This window comes from Methylobacterium sp. WL19 (assembly GCF_008040005.1).
GTDB lineage: Bacteria > Pseudomonadota > Alphaproteobacteria > Rhizobiales > Beijerinckiaceae > Methylobacterium > Methylobacterium bullatum.
In genome coordinates, this window is sequence record NZ_VRVC01000100.1 from 1 (window position 1) to 19,506 (window position 19,506).

General features: G+C 69.3%; 14 protein-coding genes and 1 pseudogene. 11 read left to right on the forward strand and 4 right to left on the reverse strand.

All coding sequences use genetic code 11. The features are described 5' to 3' along the window. Together FV220_RS18140 and FV220_RS18145 are read left to right on the forward strand one after the other, a co-directional pair. Positions 1 to 878: ATP-binding protein (locus tag FV220_RS18140; RefSeq protein ID WP_147832785.1), on the forward strand; the 878-nt coding region annotated here is incomplete at its 5' end. A 221-nt stretch (positions 879 to 1,099) separates the two neighbouring features. Beyond that, positions 1,100 to 2,287 carry an NAD(P)/FAD-dependent oxidoreductase gene (locus FV220_RS18145; RefSeq protein WP_018041807.1) on the forward strand — a complete coding sequence of 396 codons (1,188 nt, stop codon included), beginning with the start codon at positions 1,100 to 1,102 and terminating at the stop codon, positions 2,285 to 2,287. 6 nt (positions 2,288 to 2,293) lie between these two features. Here FV220_RS18145 and FV220_RS18150 read toward each other — a convergent pair whose 3' ends face one another. Continuing rightward, entirely contained in the window at positions 2,294 to 3,805 is a 1,512-nt protein-coding gene (locus FV220_RS18150; RefSeq protein WP_147832786.1) for a formyl transferase, read from the reverse strand. Between the two features lie 295 nt (positions 3,806 to 4,100). On the opposite strand from FV220_RS18150, the gene FV220_RS18155 reads away from it, so the two are divergent. Then, positions 4,101 to 6,224, forward strand: coding sequence for an exopolysaccharide transport family protein (locus FV220_RS18155; protein ID WP_056147760.1), 2,124 nt, complete (start codon positions 4,101 to 4,103; stop codon positions 6,222 to 6,224). A gap of 76 nt (positions 6,225 to 6,300) precedes the next feature. Beyond that, positions 6,301 to 7,536: a VpsF family polysaccharide biosynthesis protein gene (locus FV220_RS18160; RefSeq protein WP_147832787.1), complete on the forward strand. Its 1,236-nt coding sequence runs from the start codon at positions 6,301 to 6,303 to the stop codon at positions 7,534 to 7,536. Here the strand turns inward: FV220_RS18160 and FV220_RS18165 are convergent. After that, positions 7,496 to 8,704, reverse strand: a complete 1,209-nt coding sequence (locus tag FV220_RS18165) for a cellulase family glycosylhydrolase (protein WP_147832791.1) — start codon at positions 8,702 to 8,704, stop codon at positions 7,496 to 7,498. The genes FV220_RS18160 and FV220_RS18165 overlap by 41 nt on opposite strands. Positions 8,705 to 8,745: 41 nt before the next feature. After that, entirely contained in the window at positions 8,746 to 9,969 is a 1,224-nt protein-coding gene (locus tag FV220_RS18170) for a DUF1972 domain-containing protein (RefSeq protein ID WP_147832788.1), read from the reverse strand. 166 nt (positions 9,970 to 10,135) lie between these two features. Here FV220_RS18170 and FV220_RS18175 point away from each other — a divergent pair, with 166 nt between their 5' ends. From FV220_RS18175 to FV220_RS18205, 7 genes are all read left to right on the forward strand, one after another. After that, the gene (locus FV220_RS18175) at positions 10,136 to 11,287 is read left to right on the forward strand and encodes a glycosyltransferase (RefSeq protein WP_147832789.1); all 1,152 of its coding nucleotides are present in this window, start codon (positions 10,136 to 10,138) and stop codon (positions 11,285 to 11,287) included. Between the two features lie 6 nt (positions 11,288 to 11,293). Next, complete coding sequence (locus FV220_RS18180) at positions 11,294 to 12,586, forward strand: hypothetical protein (protein ID WP_056147777.1); 1,293 nt, start codon at positions 11,294 to 11,296, stop codon at positions 12,584 to 12,586. A 103-nt stretch (positions 12,587 to 12,689) separates the two neighbouring features. Then, positions 12,690 to 13,874 carry a GNAT family N-acetyltransferase gene (locus tag FV220_RS18185; protein WP_056147781.1) on the forward strand — a complete coding sequence of 395 codons (1,185 nt, stop codon included), beginning with the start codon at positions 12,690 to 12,692 and terminating at the stop codon, positions 13,872 to 13,874. Between the two features lie 595 nt (positions 13,875 to 14,469). Next, positions 14,470 to 14,892, forward strand: coding sequence for a helix-turn-helix domain-containing protein (locus FV220_RS18190; RefSeq protein WP_056248423.1), 423 nt, complete (start codon positions 14,470 to 14,472; stop codon positions 14,890 to 14,892). 139 nt (positions 14,893 to 15,031) lie between these two features. Then, positions 15,032 to 16,210, forward strand: a complete 1,179-nt coding sequence (metK, locus tag FV220_RS18195) for a methionine adenosyltransferase (protein ID WP_018041796.1) — start codon at positions 15,032 to 15,034, stop codon at positions 16,208 to 16,210. A gap of 3 nt (positions 16,211 to 16,213) precedes the next feature. Beyond that, positions 16,214 to 16,951, forward strand: a complete 738-nt coding sequence (gene trmB, locus FV220_RS18200) for a tRNA (guanosine(46)-N7)-methyltransferase TrmB (protein WP_187273453.1) — start codon at positions 16,214 to 16,216, stop codon at positions 16,949 to 16,951. A gap of 151 nt (positions 16,952 to 17,102) precedes the next feature. Further along, the gene (locus tag FV220_RS18205) at positions 17,103 to 18,863 is read left to right on the forward strand and encodes an HWE histidine kinase domain-containing protein (protein WP_147832790.1); all 1,761 of its coding nucleotides are present in this window, start codon (positions 17,103 to 17,105) and stop codon (positions 18,861 to 18,863) included. A gap of 8 nt (positions 18,864 to 18,871) precedes the next feature. Here the strand turns inward: FV220_RS18205 and FV220_RS18210 are convergent. Continuing rightward, positions 18,872 to 19,506, reverse strand: a pseudogene (locus tag FV220_RS18210) (hypothetical protein); the annotation flags it as partial.

Consider the following 19,506-nt stretch of genomic DNA (forward strand, 5'->3'; position numbering starts at 1 on the left):
TGGCGGCCCTGCGCGGCCCCGTCCGCGAGGCGAGCCTCACGCTGGCGCTGATCCTCGCCGTGCTCGGCCTCTGCCTCCTCGCCGGCCTCATCGCGCAGGTGCGCCTGGGCCTCCGACCGCTGGAGCGCCTGCGCCGGGACCTCGCCGAGATTCGCGCGGGCAAGCGCGCACAGGTGCCGGAGACGCAGCCGGCGGAGATCCGTCCCCTGGTCCGCGAGGTGAACGCGCTGCTCGGCGAAAACGCGGCGAATCTCGAACGGGCACGCACCCATGTGGCCAACCTCGCCCACGGATTGAAAACGCCGCTCGCGACCCTGACCATGGCGCTGCGGGACGGGGAGCGCGATCCCGACGGCCGGCTCACGACTCTGGTTTCGGGCATGGACGGGCAGATCCGCCATCATCTGCGCCGCGCCCGCTCGGCGGCCCTGGGCGGGGCCACCCGCGAGAGGACGGCGCTGGAGGCGCCCGTGGCCGATCTCCGCTCCACCTTCGCGCGGCTCTATGCCGAGAAGGGCATCGCCTTTTCGGTGGAGGTGGCGGACGGCATCGCGGTGGCCTGCGACGGCCAGGACGTCGACGAGATGCTCGGCAACCTCATCGACAATGCCTGCCGCTGGTGCCGGGCGCGGGTCCGGATCGCTGCCGCGCTCAACCAACGGGGCGTCACCATCACGGTCGAGGATGACGGGCCGGGCCTCGACGCGGACGCAGCCGCCGGGGTTCTCGGGCGCGGCAAACGCCTGGACGAGACCGTGCCCGGCCACGGGTTCGGCCTGTCGATCACCACGGAACTGGCCGAACTCTATGGCGGCACGCTTCGTCTCGACCGCGGAAGCTTCCATGGTCTTCGCGCGCGGCTCGACTTGCCGAGGTAACTCGCCGAGGTAACTTGCCGGCCCGGCTCGAAACGGCAGTGTTAACCGCACGGATTCTTTAGGCTAACGGCGCACCTTGATCGCGACGGAGCGGGCGGCATATGCCCTGCTGCGAGGGGTTGTCCCGACCCGCCTGCGCCGCGAATGGGTGCCAAAATGGCACGGCGGACGCACGGGGCGGAGGAGAGGCGGCCCATTCGGGCTCGGGCGGGAGGTTCTGGATGTCTGAGATCCACCACGACGTCATCGTCATCGGAGCAGGCCTCGCCGGGACTACCGCGACCATTGCGCTCACCAGGGCCGGTTACGACGCGGCGATCATCGACACTCACGCGGTCTATCCCCCCGACTTCCGGGCGGAAAAGCTCGGCGTGCCGCAGATGGACCTGTTCGAGAAGCTCGGCTTCGGCGAACTGGCGCGGGCCGTGACGACGCCGGTGGACGAGGTCTGCGTCACGCGCTTCGGCCATCTGGTCTCGCGCCATGCCGTGCGCGAATACGGCGTCCATTACACGCCCCTCATCAACGACCTGCGCGGCGCCCTGCCCGCCTCCTCGCCCCTGGTCATCGGGCGCGTGGCGGAGATCGAGACCGGCCCGGAACGGCAGACGGTCACCCTCGCCGATGGCAGCGTGCGCACAGCGCGGCTGGTTCTCCTGGCCACCGGCCTCGGCGACGTGCTCCGGCGCAAGGTCGGTATCGGCAGGACCATGATCAGCGAGAAGCACTCCCTGTGCTTCGGCTTCGACATGGCGGCCCCGCCCTCGTCCTTCGGCTTCGAATCCCTCACCTATTACGGCGAGAGCGCGGACAAGACGGTGGCCTATGTCACGCTCTTTCCCATCGGCGCGACGATGCGGGCCAATCTCTTCGTCTACCGCGCGCTCTCCGATCCCTGGGTGAAGGAGTTCCGCAAATCGCCCGAGGCGCTGATGCGGCAGGCCATGCCCGGCCTCGCCCGCCTCTGCCCGGACCTCACCGTCACGGGCCCCGTGGAGATGCGCCCCATCGACGTCGTCCAGGCGGCCGATGCGGAACGCGACGGGGTCGTGCTCCTGGGAGACGCCTTCCTGACCCCCTGTCCGATCCCCGGGACCGGGATCGGAAAGGTGCTGACCGATGTCGACCGGCTCTGCTCCGAGCATCTGCCGCGCTGGTTCGCCACCCCGGGAATGGGCAAGGACAAGATCGCCGAATTCTACGCCGACCCGATCAAGCAGACCTCCGACCGGCAATGCCTTCAGGCGAGCCTCTATGCCCGCCAGATCACGGTCGGCAGCGGTGCGGTATGGACCCTGCGGCGCCTGCGCAACCGCGTGGGCCGCTACGGCCTGCACGCCCTCCACCTGCTGCGCACGGCCTTCGCCAAGCCGCGCGGACCGGCGATCGGGCGCACCAAGACCGTCTGAGCCGGGCTATCGCCCCCTGCGCCAACGGGGGGAGCGGGCCGAGCCGTCGATGAACTCGAAGGTCGAGGTCCGGTTGAGGGTGTGGAGACGGGTGCCGGGAAAGAGCGGACCCGAGCGCAGGATCGTCTCCACGGTCTGCGCGTAACCCTCGTCGTCGAGACGGTCGATCCGCGCCAGTGCCAGGGCCTCGCCATAACCCAGGCGGCAATCCTGGACCGGGCGGATCAGGGCGCCGTCCCGTTCGACGATGCGTCCCGCCGGCCGCGCGGAGGCGATGTCGATGAGCACCGGGTTGCGCGCATGCGGCGTCCAGGGGCCGCGGAAATCCAGGGCCGACCAAAGATGCAGGCTGTCGTGGTAGGAGCCGAGCACCGTCCCCCCGCCGACATCGGCGGCCTGATCGCGCACCGTCGCGAACATCCACCAGCGGCCGTCCCGCTCCAGCAGGGTCGGATCGCTGGCCGTGATGCCGCTGAGCAGCGTCGCTTCCTTGACCCAGCCGCCCGGAAAGGCCGTGGCCCGGTAGAGGTCGACCGTGCCGTTGGCGCAGCTCTCCGGGATCATCCAGAACGACCCGTCGCGCTCGAACACGAACGGATAGGACAGGTGATACGGCTCCTCCAGCACGGGGACCGGCGTTCCGATGGGTCCGTTCCCATCGAAGGCCACAGCCGAGATCAGCGCCTTGCCCGTCGCGTGCGGGAAATCCTCGACGAAGAGGATGGTACGGCCCTCGTGCTCGATCCCGAACGGATCGGCGTAGAAGCGCAGGCCGTCATCCGCCAGGTCGTGCCAGCCGGACGAAGGATGCGCACGCAGGTCCACGAGATCCGGGCCGGCCAACCGACGCCAGCCGACGCGCCAATGGGGGGCGCGATAGCAAAGGTAATAGAGGCGGCGGACGACGAGCCGCGCCGCCATCTTCGCGGCGCGGGTGCCGATCGTCTTCACGGTCAGGGCGGGCGCCTCCGGCGCCACCGGGACGCCGTCCCGGAGAAGCGGCCGGGCGCCCGAAAGCGCGCCAACGATGAGCGTGATACTGCGGATCAGCCCGTCCTCGAACGCGGTGAGCATGGTGCCGCGATCCTCGGCGCCGAAGCGCCCGGAGGCGATGATCCTGCCATCCGTGGAAAGGGCCGCCACGGGGGAGCGGCCGGCGAGAAGCGCCGCGAGAAGCGCGCCCTCTCCCGCCACGCCGTCGAAGCCGAGGCGCCAGACCGGAAGGTCCGGGCCGCCCTCCGCATCGCCGCAAAGATCGAGGATGCAGGACGCGCCCGCCGTGGGCTCGGGATAAGCAGCGAATGCGCTTCCCGGGACGGGGGCGGACAGACCGCCGAGGGACAGCCGGTTCAGCAGAGCTTCGAGGCGGAACAGCAGCGCGGCATTGTCCGGCAGCCCCCCCGGTCCCGGCGAGCGGTCGACTTCCACTTCGAGCCCGGGAAGTGCTGCGAGCCGTTCCAGAAGGCGGAGATGCCAGCGGCGGGGGGCGCATCCATCCAACCTCAGTCGCAGGCGCATCGTCGTCGGTCCCCGGACAGTCGAAAGCCGAGGCCGAAAGCCACCGGATGGCGGGATCGGTCCGACGCGGGACGCCCCCTCATGTCTTCCCGTTACACCATCGCGATTGAGAAACCCTTCACTGCCCTCGGAATAAGCACCGGCGGCGGGATTACTTTAATGGTTCGCTAACCATGCCCCGCACGAAGAGGGCCGAGACCGGGGAAATCTCCGGGTGTTGGTGAATCGTCAGTAAAGTCGGATCATGCCTGTATCCGAAGGACGGGCTGTATCCCGGCCACGGCCCGAGCATCCGATGGCACAGATCGACAGACATATCGCGGCGGCGGATTGGATCGGTCGATCCAGCATCGACCGGCCGCCCTCCTCCGAGCCCGACAAGAGCGCCGAGATCGGCGATCTCTGGCGCATCCTCACCGTGCGCCGGGCCTGGGTGCTCGGAACCGCCGCGCTGCTCACCTTCATCGCGGTGGCCTACGGCTTCCTCGCACCGCCGCTCTACGCGGCCACGGCCCAGATCCTGATCGACCCGCGCGACAAGCAGATCGTCACCAACGACGTCAATCCCGTCGCCATGGCGCCGGATGGCGGTGTGATGCAGGTGGAGAGCCAGGCGCGGGTGATCGAATCGGATTCGGTCCTGACCCGCGCCGCCCGCGATGCCGGACTGCTCGACGACCCGGATTTCGGCGGCGTCGGCACCGGCTTCCTCAGCTGGACCCTGCGCACCCTCCAGGGCGAAGGCGCCGCACCCGCCACCGATGCCGCCGCCGAGGCCCGGGCCGTCCGCGCCCTGCGGCGCAGGCTCGCGGTGAAGCGCGCCGACAAGGTCTTCGTGGTGGATGTCGTGGTCACCGCGGGCAACCCGGACAAGGCGGCCAGGATCGTCAACGCCATCGCCGCCGCCTACCTCAAGGACCAGACCTCCGCCCGCGCCGACGCGGCCTCGCGGGCCTCGTCCGAGATGGCGTCGCGCCTCGACGACCTGCGCAAGCGCGTCAACGTCGCCGAGAACAAGGTCGAGACGTTCAAGGCCGAGAACGGGTTGATCACGGCGAGCGGCCAGCTCATAAGCGAGCAGCAACTGGCCGAGAGCAACAACCGCATCGTGGCCGCCCGCGCCCGCACGGCGGAGGCGCGCACCCGGCTGCAGCAGATCAAGGACGCGCGCGGGAGTACCGCGTTCGGACCGGACACGGCCCCGGAGGCGATCCAGTCCGCGGTGATCGAGCGCTTGCGCAGCCAGTATGCGGAACTCGCGAGCAAGGAAGCGGATCTGCGCACCCAGCTCGGCAACCGCCACCCCTTCATCGAGGCGGTGCGGACCCAGATGCAGGACGTCAAACGCCTGACCGAGACGGAGCTGACCCGCATCGCCCGCTCCGCCGAGACGGATTACCAGCGCGCCGTCGCCAACGAGAAAGCCCTGACCGCAAATCTCGACGAGCTGAAGCGGGGCTCCATCGTCACCGGCGAAGCCTCCGTGCGCCTGCGTGAGCTCGAACGTGAGGTGGATACCAGCCGGGCCGTCTACAGCAACTTCCTCAACCGCTCGCGCGAGATCCAGGAACAGACCGGCATCGACACTACCAATGCCCGCGTCATCAGCTGGGCCCGTCCGCCCGCCGAGCGGAGCTGGCCCCTGCGCCTCCTGCTGTTCGTCGGCGGCCTCGTCAGCGGCCTCGGCCTCGGGGCCGGCCTCGCCTTCGTGCGCGAATATCTCGATCCCACCGTCCTGTCCCGGCGCCAGATGGAGCGGCTCTCCCACACCTCCGTGGTCGCCACCTATCCGGAGTTCAAGGCGGGAAGCGAGCGTCCGGCCAGCGTCGCCGCGAGCCTGACCCTCGACCGGCTGGCCAGCGTGCGCGGCCAGATCCACCCGCCGGGCCAGGCGTTGAGCGTGCTCGTCACCTCGGCGGCCTCGGATACGGCGGACCGGCGCTCGACGATCCATCTCCTCGCGGCGGTGGCCACGGCGCGCGGCGAGCGCGTGCTCGTGGTCGAGGCGGACCTCGAAGCGACACCGGAGGAGAACGCCTCCGGCCCCGGCCTCATCGAGGTCCTGCGCGGCGAGGTCGGGATGGCGGCGGCGGCCAAGGCGGATGCGGAGAGCGGTGCCGCGCGGATCGGCATCGGCGATCTCGCCAAGGCCTCGCGCGAGGCCCTGAGCCGGGCCAATATCGAGCAGTTCCTCGCAGCCGCCAAATCGAGCTTCGACCTCATCCTCATCGATGGCGGCGTGCTGACCGGCAACCTGCGGATCGGGCCCCTCGCCGCTGCCAGCGACCGGCTGCTGATCGTGGCGAAAAACGGCGCCACGCGCCAGCGCGACCTCCTCGATATCCTCGACATCTCGGAAGTGCTCGGCCGGCCGGTCTCGGGCAGCCTCTTCGTCGATCGCTACGCGGCGGCGGCGTGACGGGCGGACCATGAGGAGCGCGGTTCATTCCCCGGCCCGAGGACGGAAGGAAGCCGGAGCGGCGTCGCGCAGCCCGATGCCGCTCGGCCTGATCGCCCTCACCGTGCTGATCCTCGGCGTGTCGGGCGGCATGTTGTGGAATGTCGGGATCAATTACGACGGGCTCACCGGCGCGGCGCCGCAGAAGATCCATCCCTCGACCTATCTGGTCATCGTCCTTTTTGGCTGGGCCGCGCTGAAGTCCGGCAACCCGGCGGGCTACCTCGTCTATGCCGTGCAGGTACGGCCGGCAGGAATGCTGCTGGCCGCGTGCAGCATCGGGCTGTTCCTGCACATCGTCCTGCGCAGCGGCCCCGGCATGGCGGGGGCGCTGGACACGTTCCTGCTGCCGGGCCTCTTCGTGGTCCTGCTGGCCGACCGCGACGCGCTCACCTGGAGGCGCCTCGAACTGACAGTTCATGCGGTGCTGCTGGTCAACGCCCTGCTCGGCCTCACGGAATTCGCGACGAAGACCCTGTTCTTCCCATACCGGCTCGACGGTCAGGTCTTCGCAACCGATACGCGCTCGGCCGCACTTCAGGGACACCCCCTCGGCAACGCCACCCTCACGGCCTGCTACGTCCTCGCCCTCATCGGCGGTGGCGGACGCATGACCGGTCCGCAACGGCTCGCGATGATCGGGCTGCAGCTCGCCGCCCTCGTGGCCTTCGGCGGGCGCTCGGCCATGGTGGTGACGCTGATCTTCGGCGGCGGCTACGGTCTCTTCGCCCTGCACAAGGTGCTGAGCGCGGGCCGGATCCCGCTCCTGGCGGCGGCGGCGGGGATCTTCCTGTTCACCCTCGTGCCCCTCGGCATCGGCGGCCTCGCGGCCGGCGGGTTCTTCGACGCGCTGCTCAGCCGGTTCATGGCCGATGGCGGCAGCGCCAATGCCCGCGTGGAAATGCTCGACCTCGTCGCCAGCATCCCCTTCCGCGAATTGCTGGTCGGCCCGGATATGAGCCTGGTGGATTCGCTACGGCGCGTGAGCGGGCTCGAATGGGGCATCGAGAACCCCATCGTCCGGACCCTCGTCTACCAGGGCATCTTCATGACGGTGCTGCTCACCGTCGCGGTGACGCTCTACATGATCGAGCTGGTCCGCCACTGCCGCCCCGGCACGTTCCTGCCCGTCATCGCCTTCGTCATCCTGGTGAACACGTTCGAGGGGATCGGCGGCAAGACCACGCTGCTCGCCAAATTCGCCATCCTCCTCCTCGGCCTGTTCCACGCGGTCAGCGATCGTCCGCCGGGAGGCGCAGACCGAGGGCGGTGACGATGGCGGGATCGAAGCGCTTGCTGGCATCGTCCATCAGCCCCATCCCGTCGAACAGGTTCCAGAAGGCCCAGGGGAAGCCTTCGGCCTCGGCCGCCTCCCGCACGTCGCGGACGTAGCGCGCCCGGTCCTCCGCATGGGAGGCGACGTAGCGCGCATCGCTGCGCAGGGCCCCGAACTCCCCGAGCACGATGGTCCCTGGGGCGATGCCGTGGCGGCGGCCCCATTCCCCCACCATGGCGAGGTGGCGGGCGAGGTAGCCCTTATCGGGCCGGGCGGCGAAATACTCGCCGAGCTTGGCCTCGGTCAGGGTGTAGGCGTCATGCTTCGCCTCAGCGGACAGGCCGGCATCACCGTCCATCCTGGCCTTCACGGCGGACAGCGTCGACTCGAGGCGACCGGCGGAGGCCGGCCACGGCACCGCGTTGAGGGCGCGGTAGACCGGCTCCCGCATCCAGGGCGCCCCCTGATGGCTGAACAGGTAGGGCTCGTAATAATGGAAGGTGAACAGCAGCGGCGCGAAGCGGGCCAGCGGCGCGGGGTCGAGGGCGGTGAGCCCGGTGATCATGCTGCCGCAGGCGCCGCAGGCCACGAGGGTCAGGCGCGGGGCGACCCGGCGGGCCTCGCCGAGGAGGTCGTCCTGGATCGTCAGCCACGATGCCGCGCCGCATCCCTGCGGCGGCTCGTTGACGGGCTCCAGCGCCAGCCGCTCCGGGGCGATCCCCTCCAGCAGTCGGGCTAGGTCGGAGACGAAGCGGCGATAGGTGGGAAACAGCGGCGCGCCGGGATCGCCGTAGAAATTCTGCGGGTTCCAGTGATGGGTCGCGCCATTGGCCTGCACGTTGACGAGGACCGCGAGATCCGCGCGCAACGCCGCCTCCACCGCGGCCCTGAGGTCGGCCATGAGACGCTCGCGCTCCTCCGGCACGGCGGCGGCGAAGGGGCCGGGATCGACGGGCAGGCGCAGGAAGTCGAACCCGGCCGCTCGCAGACGGGCGAGGTCGCGGCCGGTCGGGACGGGCCGGCCCTCCTGGAACGGCGGCGTCCCGTAATCCGTGCGCGGCGCCGGGAATTCCCGCGTCAGGGAAAACCACGGCCAGGTATTGACGCCGCGCCTCAGGCGGAGCGGCGGCGTGGCGGCGGCGGCCGGGATCCGTACCGCCGTCAAAGCCGCGGCCGCGAGGATCGCCCTGCGCGTGGGCACTGGCCTCACGAAGCGCGATCTCGGCTCTGGCTTCCCATCGCCATCGGGGCCGGGGGGAGATGGGCGGACGAGGTGCCGGAGTGCTTCGACTCCTGGCCCGCCGGCGCGGCGAAGCCCCCGAGGGCCGTCGCCTCCGCCTCGTACTGCTTCAGGATCTCCGACCATTCGAAGCGGTCGGCGGCACGGGCGAGCGAGGCGACACCCGCCCGTCTCGCCACGCCATCGTCCGCGATCAGGGTTTCGATGTGCCGCTCGCAGGCATCCGCATCGGCGAAGTAGAACTGCTCCTCGCCCGCCGTCCCCCGGTTGAACGGATTGTCGTGGGCGATCACCGCGTTGCCGGCCCACAGAGCCTCCACAAGGGACGGGTTGGTGCCGCCCACCGTATGCCCGTGCAGATAGGCCCGCGCATGGAAGCGCAGGGATCTGATCGTCTCGGATTCATAGATGGCGCCGGGAAAGAGCACCTCGTCGCTGGCCGCCTCCCTCACGGCGCGATGATAGGGATTGCTGTCGGAGAGCGTGCCGAGGACCACGAGCCGCATGCCCCGCACCTTGCGCGAGAAGGCGTCGACCATGGTGAGGATGTTGTTGTCGGGCTCGATCCGGGCGATCGACGTCATGTACCGCCCCGGCTTCAGGCCCATGGCCGCGATGGGCGCGGTCGGCGCCGCCGAGATCGGATCGCCGCCATACGGGATGGTGGCGATGGCGGATCGCGGACGGCGCGTGGCCACATGGTCGGCGATGGCGGGATGGTCGGCCACGAGGCGGTGCGAAGACCAGGCGGCGATCCACTCATTGGTCCAGAACCAAGCGCGCACCGCCATGGACCATTTCGGCCGCTTCCACTCGATGCCGTCCATATTGGTGATGATCTTCGCGCCGGAGAGGCGCAGATACGGCAGGAAGACCGCCCCGTTATAGCCGAGGACGAGGCTGACGCCGCCCCGCCTGGCGGCATCGCGCACGCAATGCCAGTCGAAATCCAGGGTCGCCCGCGGGCCGCTGGTGGAGACGGCCACATGGATGAGCTCGACGCCTTGCCAGGTGGTCGTGCGGAAACGCTCGCTCACCGCCTCGACCTCGTCCTGGCAATAGACCGCCACATGCCAGCCGCGCTTCACGAGAAAGAGCGCGAGCTTCTCGGCGAAGGTTTCAAAGCCGCCATGGGATGCGGGAATGCCACGCGTCCCCAGGATCAACAGAGAGGGCTTGTGCGACGGCATCCGAGTCTCCTTTAGCCCCCAACCGTCCCGCGACGGGACACGAGAAACATCTCCAGGCAACCATGCCCCATGATTACACTGGGTGAGGTTCTTGCCCGGTAACGATTGAAAACATCGTGGCATGTCATCTTGGGGCAGTTCAGGTTGGGATTAGGGTCGAGTCGGCATGCGCATCACCTGCGTCCATCAGGGATACGAGCTCTACGGGTCCGACCGCAGCTTCGTTGAGAGCGTGCGGATCTTTCGCGCGGCCTATCCCGCCGCCGTCATCGACGTCGTCCTGCCCCGCACCGGCCCCATCGTGGCCGCCCTCGAAGGCGTTGCTTCGCGGATCGTCTTCGAGCCGCTCTGGATTCTCCGGCGCCGCGACCTACCGCGCCTCGCCACCCTCGGCCTGCTCACGCTGCCGGTGGCGATGCTGCGCGCCTGGCGGCGGCTGCGCGCGAGCGACCTCGTCTACATCAACACCTCGGTGGTGGCGGATTATCTCCTGGCCGCCCGGCTCTGCCCCGGCCGTGCCATCGTGCATGTCCACGAGATCCCTCAGGGCGCCACCCTGAAGCTTCTGCGCGGGCTGATCCGCTGGAGCGGGGCCGACATCGTGTTCAACTCCCGCGCCACCGCGAAGGCCTTCTCGCTGACCTCCAAGGTCGCCATGCGGGTGGTCTATAACGGCATTGCGGGTCCCGAGACGCCGCCGGCCTCGACCTATGACGGCTCGCGTCCCCTGCGCCTGCTGATGCTGGGCCGGATCAGCCGCATCAAGGGACAGGAGATCCTGGTCGAGGCGATCCGCTCGCTGCCGCCGGAGGTGCGCGCGCGGATCGAGGTCCGCATCGTCGGCAGCGCCTTCGAGGATACGGCGCGCGAAGAGGCGCTCGGCCGCCAGATCGCCGATGCGGGGCTCGGCTCGATCATCCGCCTGTCTCCCTTCGTCGACGATCCATCCGATCTCTACCGCTGGGCCGACGTGGTCACGGTGCCGTCGCGCCTGCCGGAATCCCTCGGCCGCGTGGCGATCGAGGCCATGGCCTATGGCCGCCCCCCCGTCGTGTCCCGCATCGGCGGGCTGACGGAGGTGGTCGAGGAGGGGTCGAGCGGCTGGGTCGTCACGCCCGACGATGCGCCGAGCCTCGCCTCCGCCCTGGAGCGGATCGTGACCGATCCGGTTTCCTGGCAGGACTTTCCGGCGGCCGCCCGCGCTCGCTACGCGGCTCTGTTCGGAGAAGCCGCCGCAGCGGAAGGGCTGGTGGCGATGATCCGTGCCCGCATCGGCGGTCGCGCGGGCGTCGATGCCAGCGCCGTCGCGGCGAGCTGAATCGTCATGCACGGTCTGAACCGCCTCGCGCGCCGCTTCATCCTCATGCTGGGGGGCGAAGTCACCCAGAGCGCCTTCCATTTCGGGATCAACATCGTCCTCGCGCGAAGCCTGAGCCCGCACGATTACGGGCGCTTCGCCATCCTCTTCCTCGTGGGAGGGCTGGCGCTCACCTACATCCGGTCGCTGGCCGGGGTACCGGCCACCATCGCGATTCCGCCGCGCGCCGGACGACGCGCGGCGCGCGGGTTCGACGTGACCTTCGGTACGGTGGCGGTCATCCTCTCCGCGACGATCGGGGCCGGGGTCTGCGCGGCGCTGATGGCGACCTCGGACATCAACGCCCTCGCGGGGAGCCTTTTCGTCGGCCTCTGGTCGCTCCGCAGCTATCTCCGCCTCGCGCTCTTCGCCAAGCACCGGCCGGCGATCTCGGGGCTGGGAGACGTGGTCTTCGCCCTCTCGGGCACCGCCTTCACCGTGGCGATGATCCATTTCCAGGGCGCGCCCGGCCTCGACGAGACCCTGTTCGCCCTGGCCTGCGCCAACGGCCTCGGCATCGTCGCATCGCTGGCCCTGCTGCGGGAACCGATCCGGCTCAGCCTCGGCCGCTCGGTGCGCCGCCGCTACGGGGCCATGATCCCGACCCTGTCGTGGTCGCTGGTCAACGTCACCACCGCCAACGTCCAGGGCCAGGGGCAGAGCCTTCTCGTGGCCGCCATCGCGGGGCCGGCCGCCTATGCGCCGATGGCCGCCACCTTCGTGCTGTTCTCCCCCCTGCGGCTCTCGGCATCCGCCCTCATCAACATGGTCCAGCCCGAGGTGGCGGGCCATCTCGCCCGGGGCGAATTCACCCTCGCCCGCCGCTTCGCCTTCATCTGCTCCGGCCTCCTCGGGCTCGGCTGCATCGCCTACGGCGCCATCATCCTCTGGGCGCTCGAACTCATCGAGCACAAGCTGTTCGCCGGCCAGTTCACGGCGGCGCCGATGACGCTGATCGCGGTGGCGGCCTGGGCCATCGTCACGGTCTCGCTCATCCACGCGCCGATGCGGGTGCTGATGGAGACGATGCAGGACTTCCGTCCCCTCTCGGTCATCGCGGGCGTGAGCGTGGGAATCGGCGCCGTCGCCGTGATCGGCCTGCTGCTGGTGGCTCAGCCGGCCTGGTCGCTCTTCGGCGTCCTGTGTTCGGAAGTCGTGGTCCTGGCGGGTTGCCTGTGGATGCTGAAGCCCTGGCGCTCCGTCCTGCCTCGGATGCGGTCCGACCTCGGCCGCGATACCGAGGCGGGGGCCGGCCGATGACCCGCCTCTCCTTCCGCGAGGCTCCTTGCACCATCCATCCCGACACGTCGGATGCGCGCGCGGGTGTGTCTCGCCGCGCAGCGACAGCCAGGACATCCCAGTCATGAGCGTGATCCAAGACGTCCCCGCACCGACGCGCCCCACCTCCCTCGGCGGTTACCAGGCGCGCCTCCACACGACGATGGCGACGGTCGCCCATCTCTGGAGCAGGCTCGAATCCGATGGCACCGCCACGGCCTATCAGCGCCTCGACTGGGCGACGGCCGTCGTCGAGCGCCTGGGCACCGCCTCCAAGGCCGAGCCGGTCATCGTCGAGGTGACCGACGCCAACGGGCGTTCGGTCATGCTGGTGCCGCTGGCACGTCTGCGCCTTCGCGGCTACCGGACGATCACCTGGCTCGATCTCGGCGTCTGCGACTATGCGGCACCGATCCTCGCCCCCGGCATCGACCTCTCCGCCGACGAGATGGCCCAGGCCTGGAGGGCGATCCGCGACGTGCTCCCCAGGGCCGACCTGATCCAGATCAGCCGCATCCCCGACGACGTGACCGGCCGGCCGAATCCCTTCGCCACCCTGCCCGGCTGCAGCCGGATGGACATGCAGGCCTCGGGCGTCGCCATCGAGGGCGACGCCGAGACGCTGCTCGCGCGCCTGTGCCGTCCCAGCACCCTGAAGGACATGGCCAAGCTGCGCCGGCGACTGGAGCGGGCGGGCACCGTCACCTTCGTGGAGGCGCGAAGCGCCGAGGAGATCGACCGGATCTTCGATGCGCTGGTGGAGCAGCGCCGCTCGCGCTTCGCCGAGATCGGCCGGTTCAACCTGCTCTCGCGGCCCGATGTGGAGGCGTTCTACCGTGAGGGCGCCCATCGGGGCCTCGTCGGCGGACCGGTCCGCCTGTTCGGACTGGCGGTCGATGGGGAATGGATCGCCTGCGCCTACGGCCTCGTCCATGGCGGGACCTTCCATGGCATCCTGCTGACCATGGCGGGAGAGGCCTGGCGCAACACCTCGCCGGGCCTCCACATCGTCGCCGAAACCCTGCGCTGGGCCCGCGCCGAGGGACTCGGCTATTTCGATTTCACCGTCGGCGTGATGCCCTACAAATCCGATTTCGGCGTTCAGACCCGTGACCTGAGCGAGCTCTACGAGGTCGTGACCCTGCGCGGCCGCCTGGTGAAACACGCGATCGCCGGAGCCGAGGCCTCGAAGGTCTGGCTGCGCAGCCATCCGGAATGGTTCGCCCGCGCGCAGAAGGCGCGCCGGTGGCTGCGGCGCAAGGTGGCCTGAAACTGCCGCTCCAAGCGCCGGTTGGCCTCCCCGTCCGATGATGCTAGGGAAACGCTTGGTGAGTCTCCGTAGCTCAGCTGGACAGAGCACAGGTTTCCTAAACTTCAATTGGGCGTCGCGAGGGGAAACCACGCGGCGGATCCGCTCAAATTCGGGGAACGCCCACGGCCCGCACGCTTGCTGGTCCGGCCGATCCCGAGCCAAGCCCCGGAGCCATCCGGGGAAGGTGTAGAGACTAGACGGGCGGCGCCTAAAGATCGCGAAGGGTCATTCCCGATCGATCCATGGCGAAGGGATAGTCCAGACCACGAACGCTCCGGCAAGGGGCGGCGGCGGAAGCCGAAGTGGGATGAAACCTGGGGTCGCAGGTTCGAGACCTGCCGGGGACGCCACCATCACCCCATCCTCGACCGATCGCCCGTCTCCCGGCTGAATGCCGGGCAAGGGCGTGGAATAGTGCGGCCGTGCCGTCTTTTTCGGGTTGGGTTGAACAAGGGAACGTGGAAGAAACAGCGACCATAAGAAGCATGAGCGTCGAGGATCTGCCCGAGGGCAAGGTGCGCGGTAAAGCTCATGAGACTGGACGGGATCTGACATGGCTGGGCAAAAGACCGATGCACGCGATGTCCATGTCGGCATGCGCATCGCCGAGCAAAGGAAGAAATCCGCCCTGACCCAGAAACGTGTCGCCCAGAGCTTCGGCATGTCTGCGGCACAACTCCAGAAGTACGAGAAGGGCATCAACCGCATCAGCGCGATCCATCTCGAGATTTTAAGCCGCATGACCGGCATGCCGATCGATTACTTCTTCGATGGCATGAACCGTAGCGACGACGCCCCGCCCCGTGGACTGAGCGAGGCACCCCAGCAGGCCTTCGTACCCCGGGATGGAGCGCAGGCCGCGTGGAGCGGTCTCGTCGATGTCGTCGCCAAGCACGTGACGGAGCATTTCTCGGACGCCAACCGCCGCGAATTCGCCGCCGCCATCCATGCCCTCGACGAGAAGCTGAACGGCTGATCTACAGTATGATTCGTTCGTTTTAGCGGATACGTTCGGTTTGTCATCTTGACCGCCTGAGGAGGGAGTGCCAGAAGCTCTCCGTTCCGAAGACCGGGTCGAACGCTGCCGAGGCGAACCCGAAACCGGGGGGCCTCAGATGCCGCGTTCCAACTACCTGTTCACCAGCGAGTCGGTCTCCGAAGGCCATCCGGACAAGGTCTGCGACCGGATCTCGGACACCATCGTGGATGCCTATATTTCTGCGATGCCGGAAGCTCGCCTCGGGGTCGAGACCCTGGCCACCACCAACCGCATCGTCATCGCGGGCGAGGTGCGCGGCCCGGATTCCGTGACCTTCGAGCACCTGGAGCACCTCACCCGTGAAGCGGTGAAGGACATCGGCTACGAGCAGTCGGGCTTCCACTGGAAGAACAACGACATCGCCATCCACCTGCACGCCCAGTCCGCCGATATCGCGCAGGGCGTGGATTCGTCCGGCAACAAGGACGAGGGTGCCGGCGACCAGGGCATCATGTTCGGCTACGCCTCGGACGAGACGCCCGAGCTGATGCCGGCGCCGATCTACTACGCCCACAAGATCCTCAAGGATCTGGCCGACGCCCGCAAGGGCAAGCAGGGCGATGCGGCCAAGCTCGGCCCCGATGCCAAGAGCCAGGTCACCGTCCGCTACGAGAACGGCCGTCCGGTCGGCGTCACCCAGATCGTGCTGTCCACCCAGCACATCGACGAAACCCTCGATTCCGCCGACGTGCGCGCCATCGTCGAGCCCTACATCCTGGCGGCCCTGCCCCAGGGCTGGGTCGGCGAGGAGACCGTCTGGCACGTCAATCCCACCGGCAAGTTCGTCATCGGCGGCCCGGACGGGGATGCCGGCCTCACCGGCCGCAAGATCATCGTCGACACCTATGGCGGCGCGGCACCGCATGGCGGCGGCGCCTTCTCGGGCAAGGATCCGACCAAGGTCGACCGTTCGGCGGCCTACGCCGCGCGCTACCTCGCCAAGAACGTGGTGGCCGCCGGCCTCGCCACCCGCGCCACGATCCAGCTCGCCTACGCCATCGGCGTCGCCAAGCCGCTCTCGATCTACGTGGACCTGCATGGCACCGGGACCGTCGACGAGGCCAAGCTCGAGACCGTGCTGATGGATGCCCTCGACCTCTCGCCCCGCGGCATCCGCCTCGCCCTCGGCCTCAACAAGCCGATCTACGCCCGCACCTCCGCCTACGGCCATTTCGGCCGCAAGCCCGAGGATGACGGCGGCTTCTCGTGGGAGCGCACCGACCTCGCCGACAAGCTCAAGTCGGCCCTGTCCTGACCCGTGGCGTACGGGCGGGATGAACTCCCGCCCGACGAGGGCGGGACGGCAATCGAGGGCGCGGACCGCGCCTTCTACGGCCGGCGCAAGGGAAAGCGCCTGCGGGCCGGACAGGAGCAACGTCTGGCCGATCTGCTGCCGCGCCTGCGCGTAGCCCTGCCGGCGGAAGGTGCGCGGCTCGACCTGCCCGCGCTTTTCCCCCATCCGGTGGACGAGGTCTGGCTCGAGATCGGGTTCGGCGGCGGCGAGCATCTGGCCGCCCAGGCTACGCGCCACCCGCAGGTCGGCATCATCGGCGCCGAGCCTTTCGTCAACGGCGTCGTCAAGCTGCTGCGGGCCGTGGATGACGGCGACCTCGCCAATGTCCGGATCTGGGACGAGGACGCCACGCAGCTCCTCGCCGCCATTCCGGATGCGAGCCTCGCCCGCGTCTACCTGCTCTATCCCGATCCCTGGCCCAAGCGCCGCCAGCGCAAGCGGCGGTTCGTCTCGGACGAGACACTGGCCGAGATCGCCCGGGTCCTGAAGCCCGGCGGCGTCTTCCGCTTTGCCAGCGACATCGACGATTATGCGGGCTGGACCCTGGTGCGGGCGGCCCGGTGCGACGCCCTCGACTGGACCGCCGAAGCGGCGGCCGATTGGACGCGACCCTTCCCGGAATGGCCGGGTACCCGCTACGAGGCCAAGGCGATCGCGGCCGGCCGTGGTCCGACCTACCTGGAGTTCCGCCGCCTCGGCTGAACGGGTGCGGTCCAGCACTGCTTTTTCGTCGTAAGCCCTTGCGGCGCAGAGCGTTGCGACCTCAGATGCCGAGGCAACGAGCATCCGGGGTTACCGGATCGAGCGATGATGCCCCATACGAGTCCGGGGCGCCGCCGAGTGAGGGTGCGGAGTGGGCAGCGGATCTGATCGAGGATCGCCAGTGCCAGGGGATGCGCGCTCCCCGGCCGACCCCTATCGGCGCGGCTTCGAGGAGGCCGGGATCGGCCTGGTGATCGTCGATCCCGCCACGAATCGCATCTACGATGCCAACCGGTTCCTGACGACCCTGCTCGGATACGAAGCCGGAAGCCTACCGGGCCAACCCGTCACCGTGTTCGGAGACGGTCCCGACGTGCTCTTCGCCGGCATCCGGCGCTGGACCACCACGAGCGGCACGCCCCTGGACGTCCGCATCCGACCTTCGGCGGCCACGGATGAGGGCCACCTTCGAACCTTCGTAGTGGAACGGGTCGACGCCGACGACATCGTGCGCTCGGAGGAGAACCGCGCCGCCCTCACGGCCGCCGGGCTCGGAGAATGGCGGATCGATCTCGCGGACGGACTCCTCAGAGTGTCGCGGCGGGCGGCCCATATCCTCGGCTTCCCTCCCGGTACGTCACTGACCTGGCCGCAGGTCGCTGGCCTGATGGAGGCACCCGAGGTGGAGAGGGTGAAGGCGACCGCCCGTGCGGCGATGCGCGCCGGCACCCCCTTCGCCATCGAGGCCCGCCTGCGTCGCGCGGGCGACGATATCGAGATCCGGGTCAGTGCCAGGGGGCAGGCGATCGGTGCCGTGGGCGACCGGTCCGGAATCGTGGTGGGCGTGCTGCAGGACGTGACGACGCGGGTGGGCGCGCGCGACGCCCTCCGCGAGAGCGAGGAGCGCCTGCGCATCGCCACGTCGCTGGCCGAACTCGGCATCTTCGAATGGCACATGCTGGACGATCAGGCCGTCTGGGAGAACGAGCGCATGTTCGCGATCTTCGGGCGTCGCCCCGAGGAGGGGGCACTCGGTAAGCGCGAATTCCTGAGTACCGTCCTCCATCCCGACGACCGCCCCGCGTTCCGCCGGGCGATCTCGACGGCTCTGCGCGAGGATTCCACCCTTCAGGCCAGCGGCCGCATCCAACGCGCGCATGACGGCGCGTGGCGCATCATCGACATGGCCGGGCGTTTCGAGAGCGACGCCCCCGACCGCCTCCCCCGCAGGCTCATCGGCGTCGTCGCCGACGTGACCGAACGCAGGATCGCCGAAGAGCGGCAGGCCCTGCTGATCCGCGAATTGCACCACCGGGTGAAGAACACTCTGGCGACCGTCCAGGCCATCGTCGGCTCCACCGCCCGCACGGCGTCGAGCATCGAGAGTTTCTACGAGGCTTTCGTCGGGCGGATCATGTCGCTCGCCCATACCCATTCGGTCCTCACCGAGGATACCTGGCAGACCGCCTCCCTGCGCAACCTCCTGGAGAACGAGCTCAGACCCTATGGCGACGGTGCCTCGGACGGTCCGGGCGCGAGGCGGATCGTCCTCGACGGGCCACCGGTGGACCTCGCCTCCGAGATCGCGGTCCCGATCGGCATGGCGATCCACGAACTGACCACCAACGCGGCGAAACACGGCGCGCTCTCGACGCAGGAGGGACGGGTCACCATCACCTGGAACGTCACGGAGGATGCGGACGGCAAGACGCTGCATCTCGAATGGTCGGAATCCGATGGGCCCCCGGTGCGACCGCCGACCCGCCAGGGTTTCGGCTCACGCCTGCTGCAGCGCGTGCTCACGGCCCAGGTCCGTGCCGACATCGCCACGAGCTATCCGCCCGAAGGGTTTCGCCTGACCATGACGGCGCCGCTGCCCGCCCGGACCGAGGGGCTGAACCCGCTGGCCTGACGGGAGCGTCACGCCGCGCCGCGGGCGGCCCCCTCTTCGCCGCCCGCCTCGACGAAGGCCTTGAGCTCGTCGAGAGAATCGAAGGTGAACTGGCCGCGCGGCGTATCCGCCTCGATGGAGCCGTTCGAGTACATCACGTACGTGTTGCCACCGGAGGCATAAGTGCCCACCACCGCAAGACCGCCCTTGGCGGGGCTCGCGGCTGGATCGGCTTCCTCGGGCGGCGGCGGCGGGGCGGGCACGGGCTCCGGCGCAGTCTCCGGCTCATCCACGACGGACGATCGCAGGCCCAGGGGCTCCTCCCGATCGGCCTCGCGGGGCGGCGATGGAGGCACCGCGACTGGCGCCGGGGGGGCGTCCGCGACAATGGGCGCGGGCTCCGGTGCCGGAATGACCGTATCGACCATGGCCGTCGGCTTGACCGCCCGCGGCGGCTTGTTCGGCTTGATCCGGCGCGCCGGTGCCGCTTCGGAATCGGGCTCGACCGCGCGGATCGGGCTCTGCCGGGCGTCCTCGACGGGCGGCGGCGGCGGATCGGGCAGGAGATCCGGCAGGAGGGGCGATGCCGGGTCACTGCCGAGGGGCAATGCGGGCGCGGCCTCGTCGGCGAAACGGGGCGGCGACGGGAGCCTCGGCTCGGCGA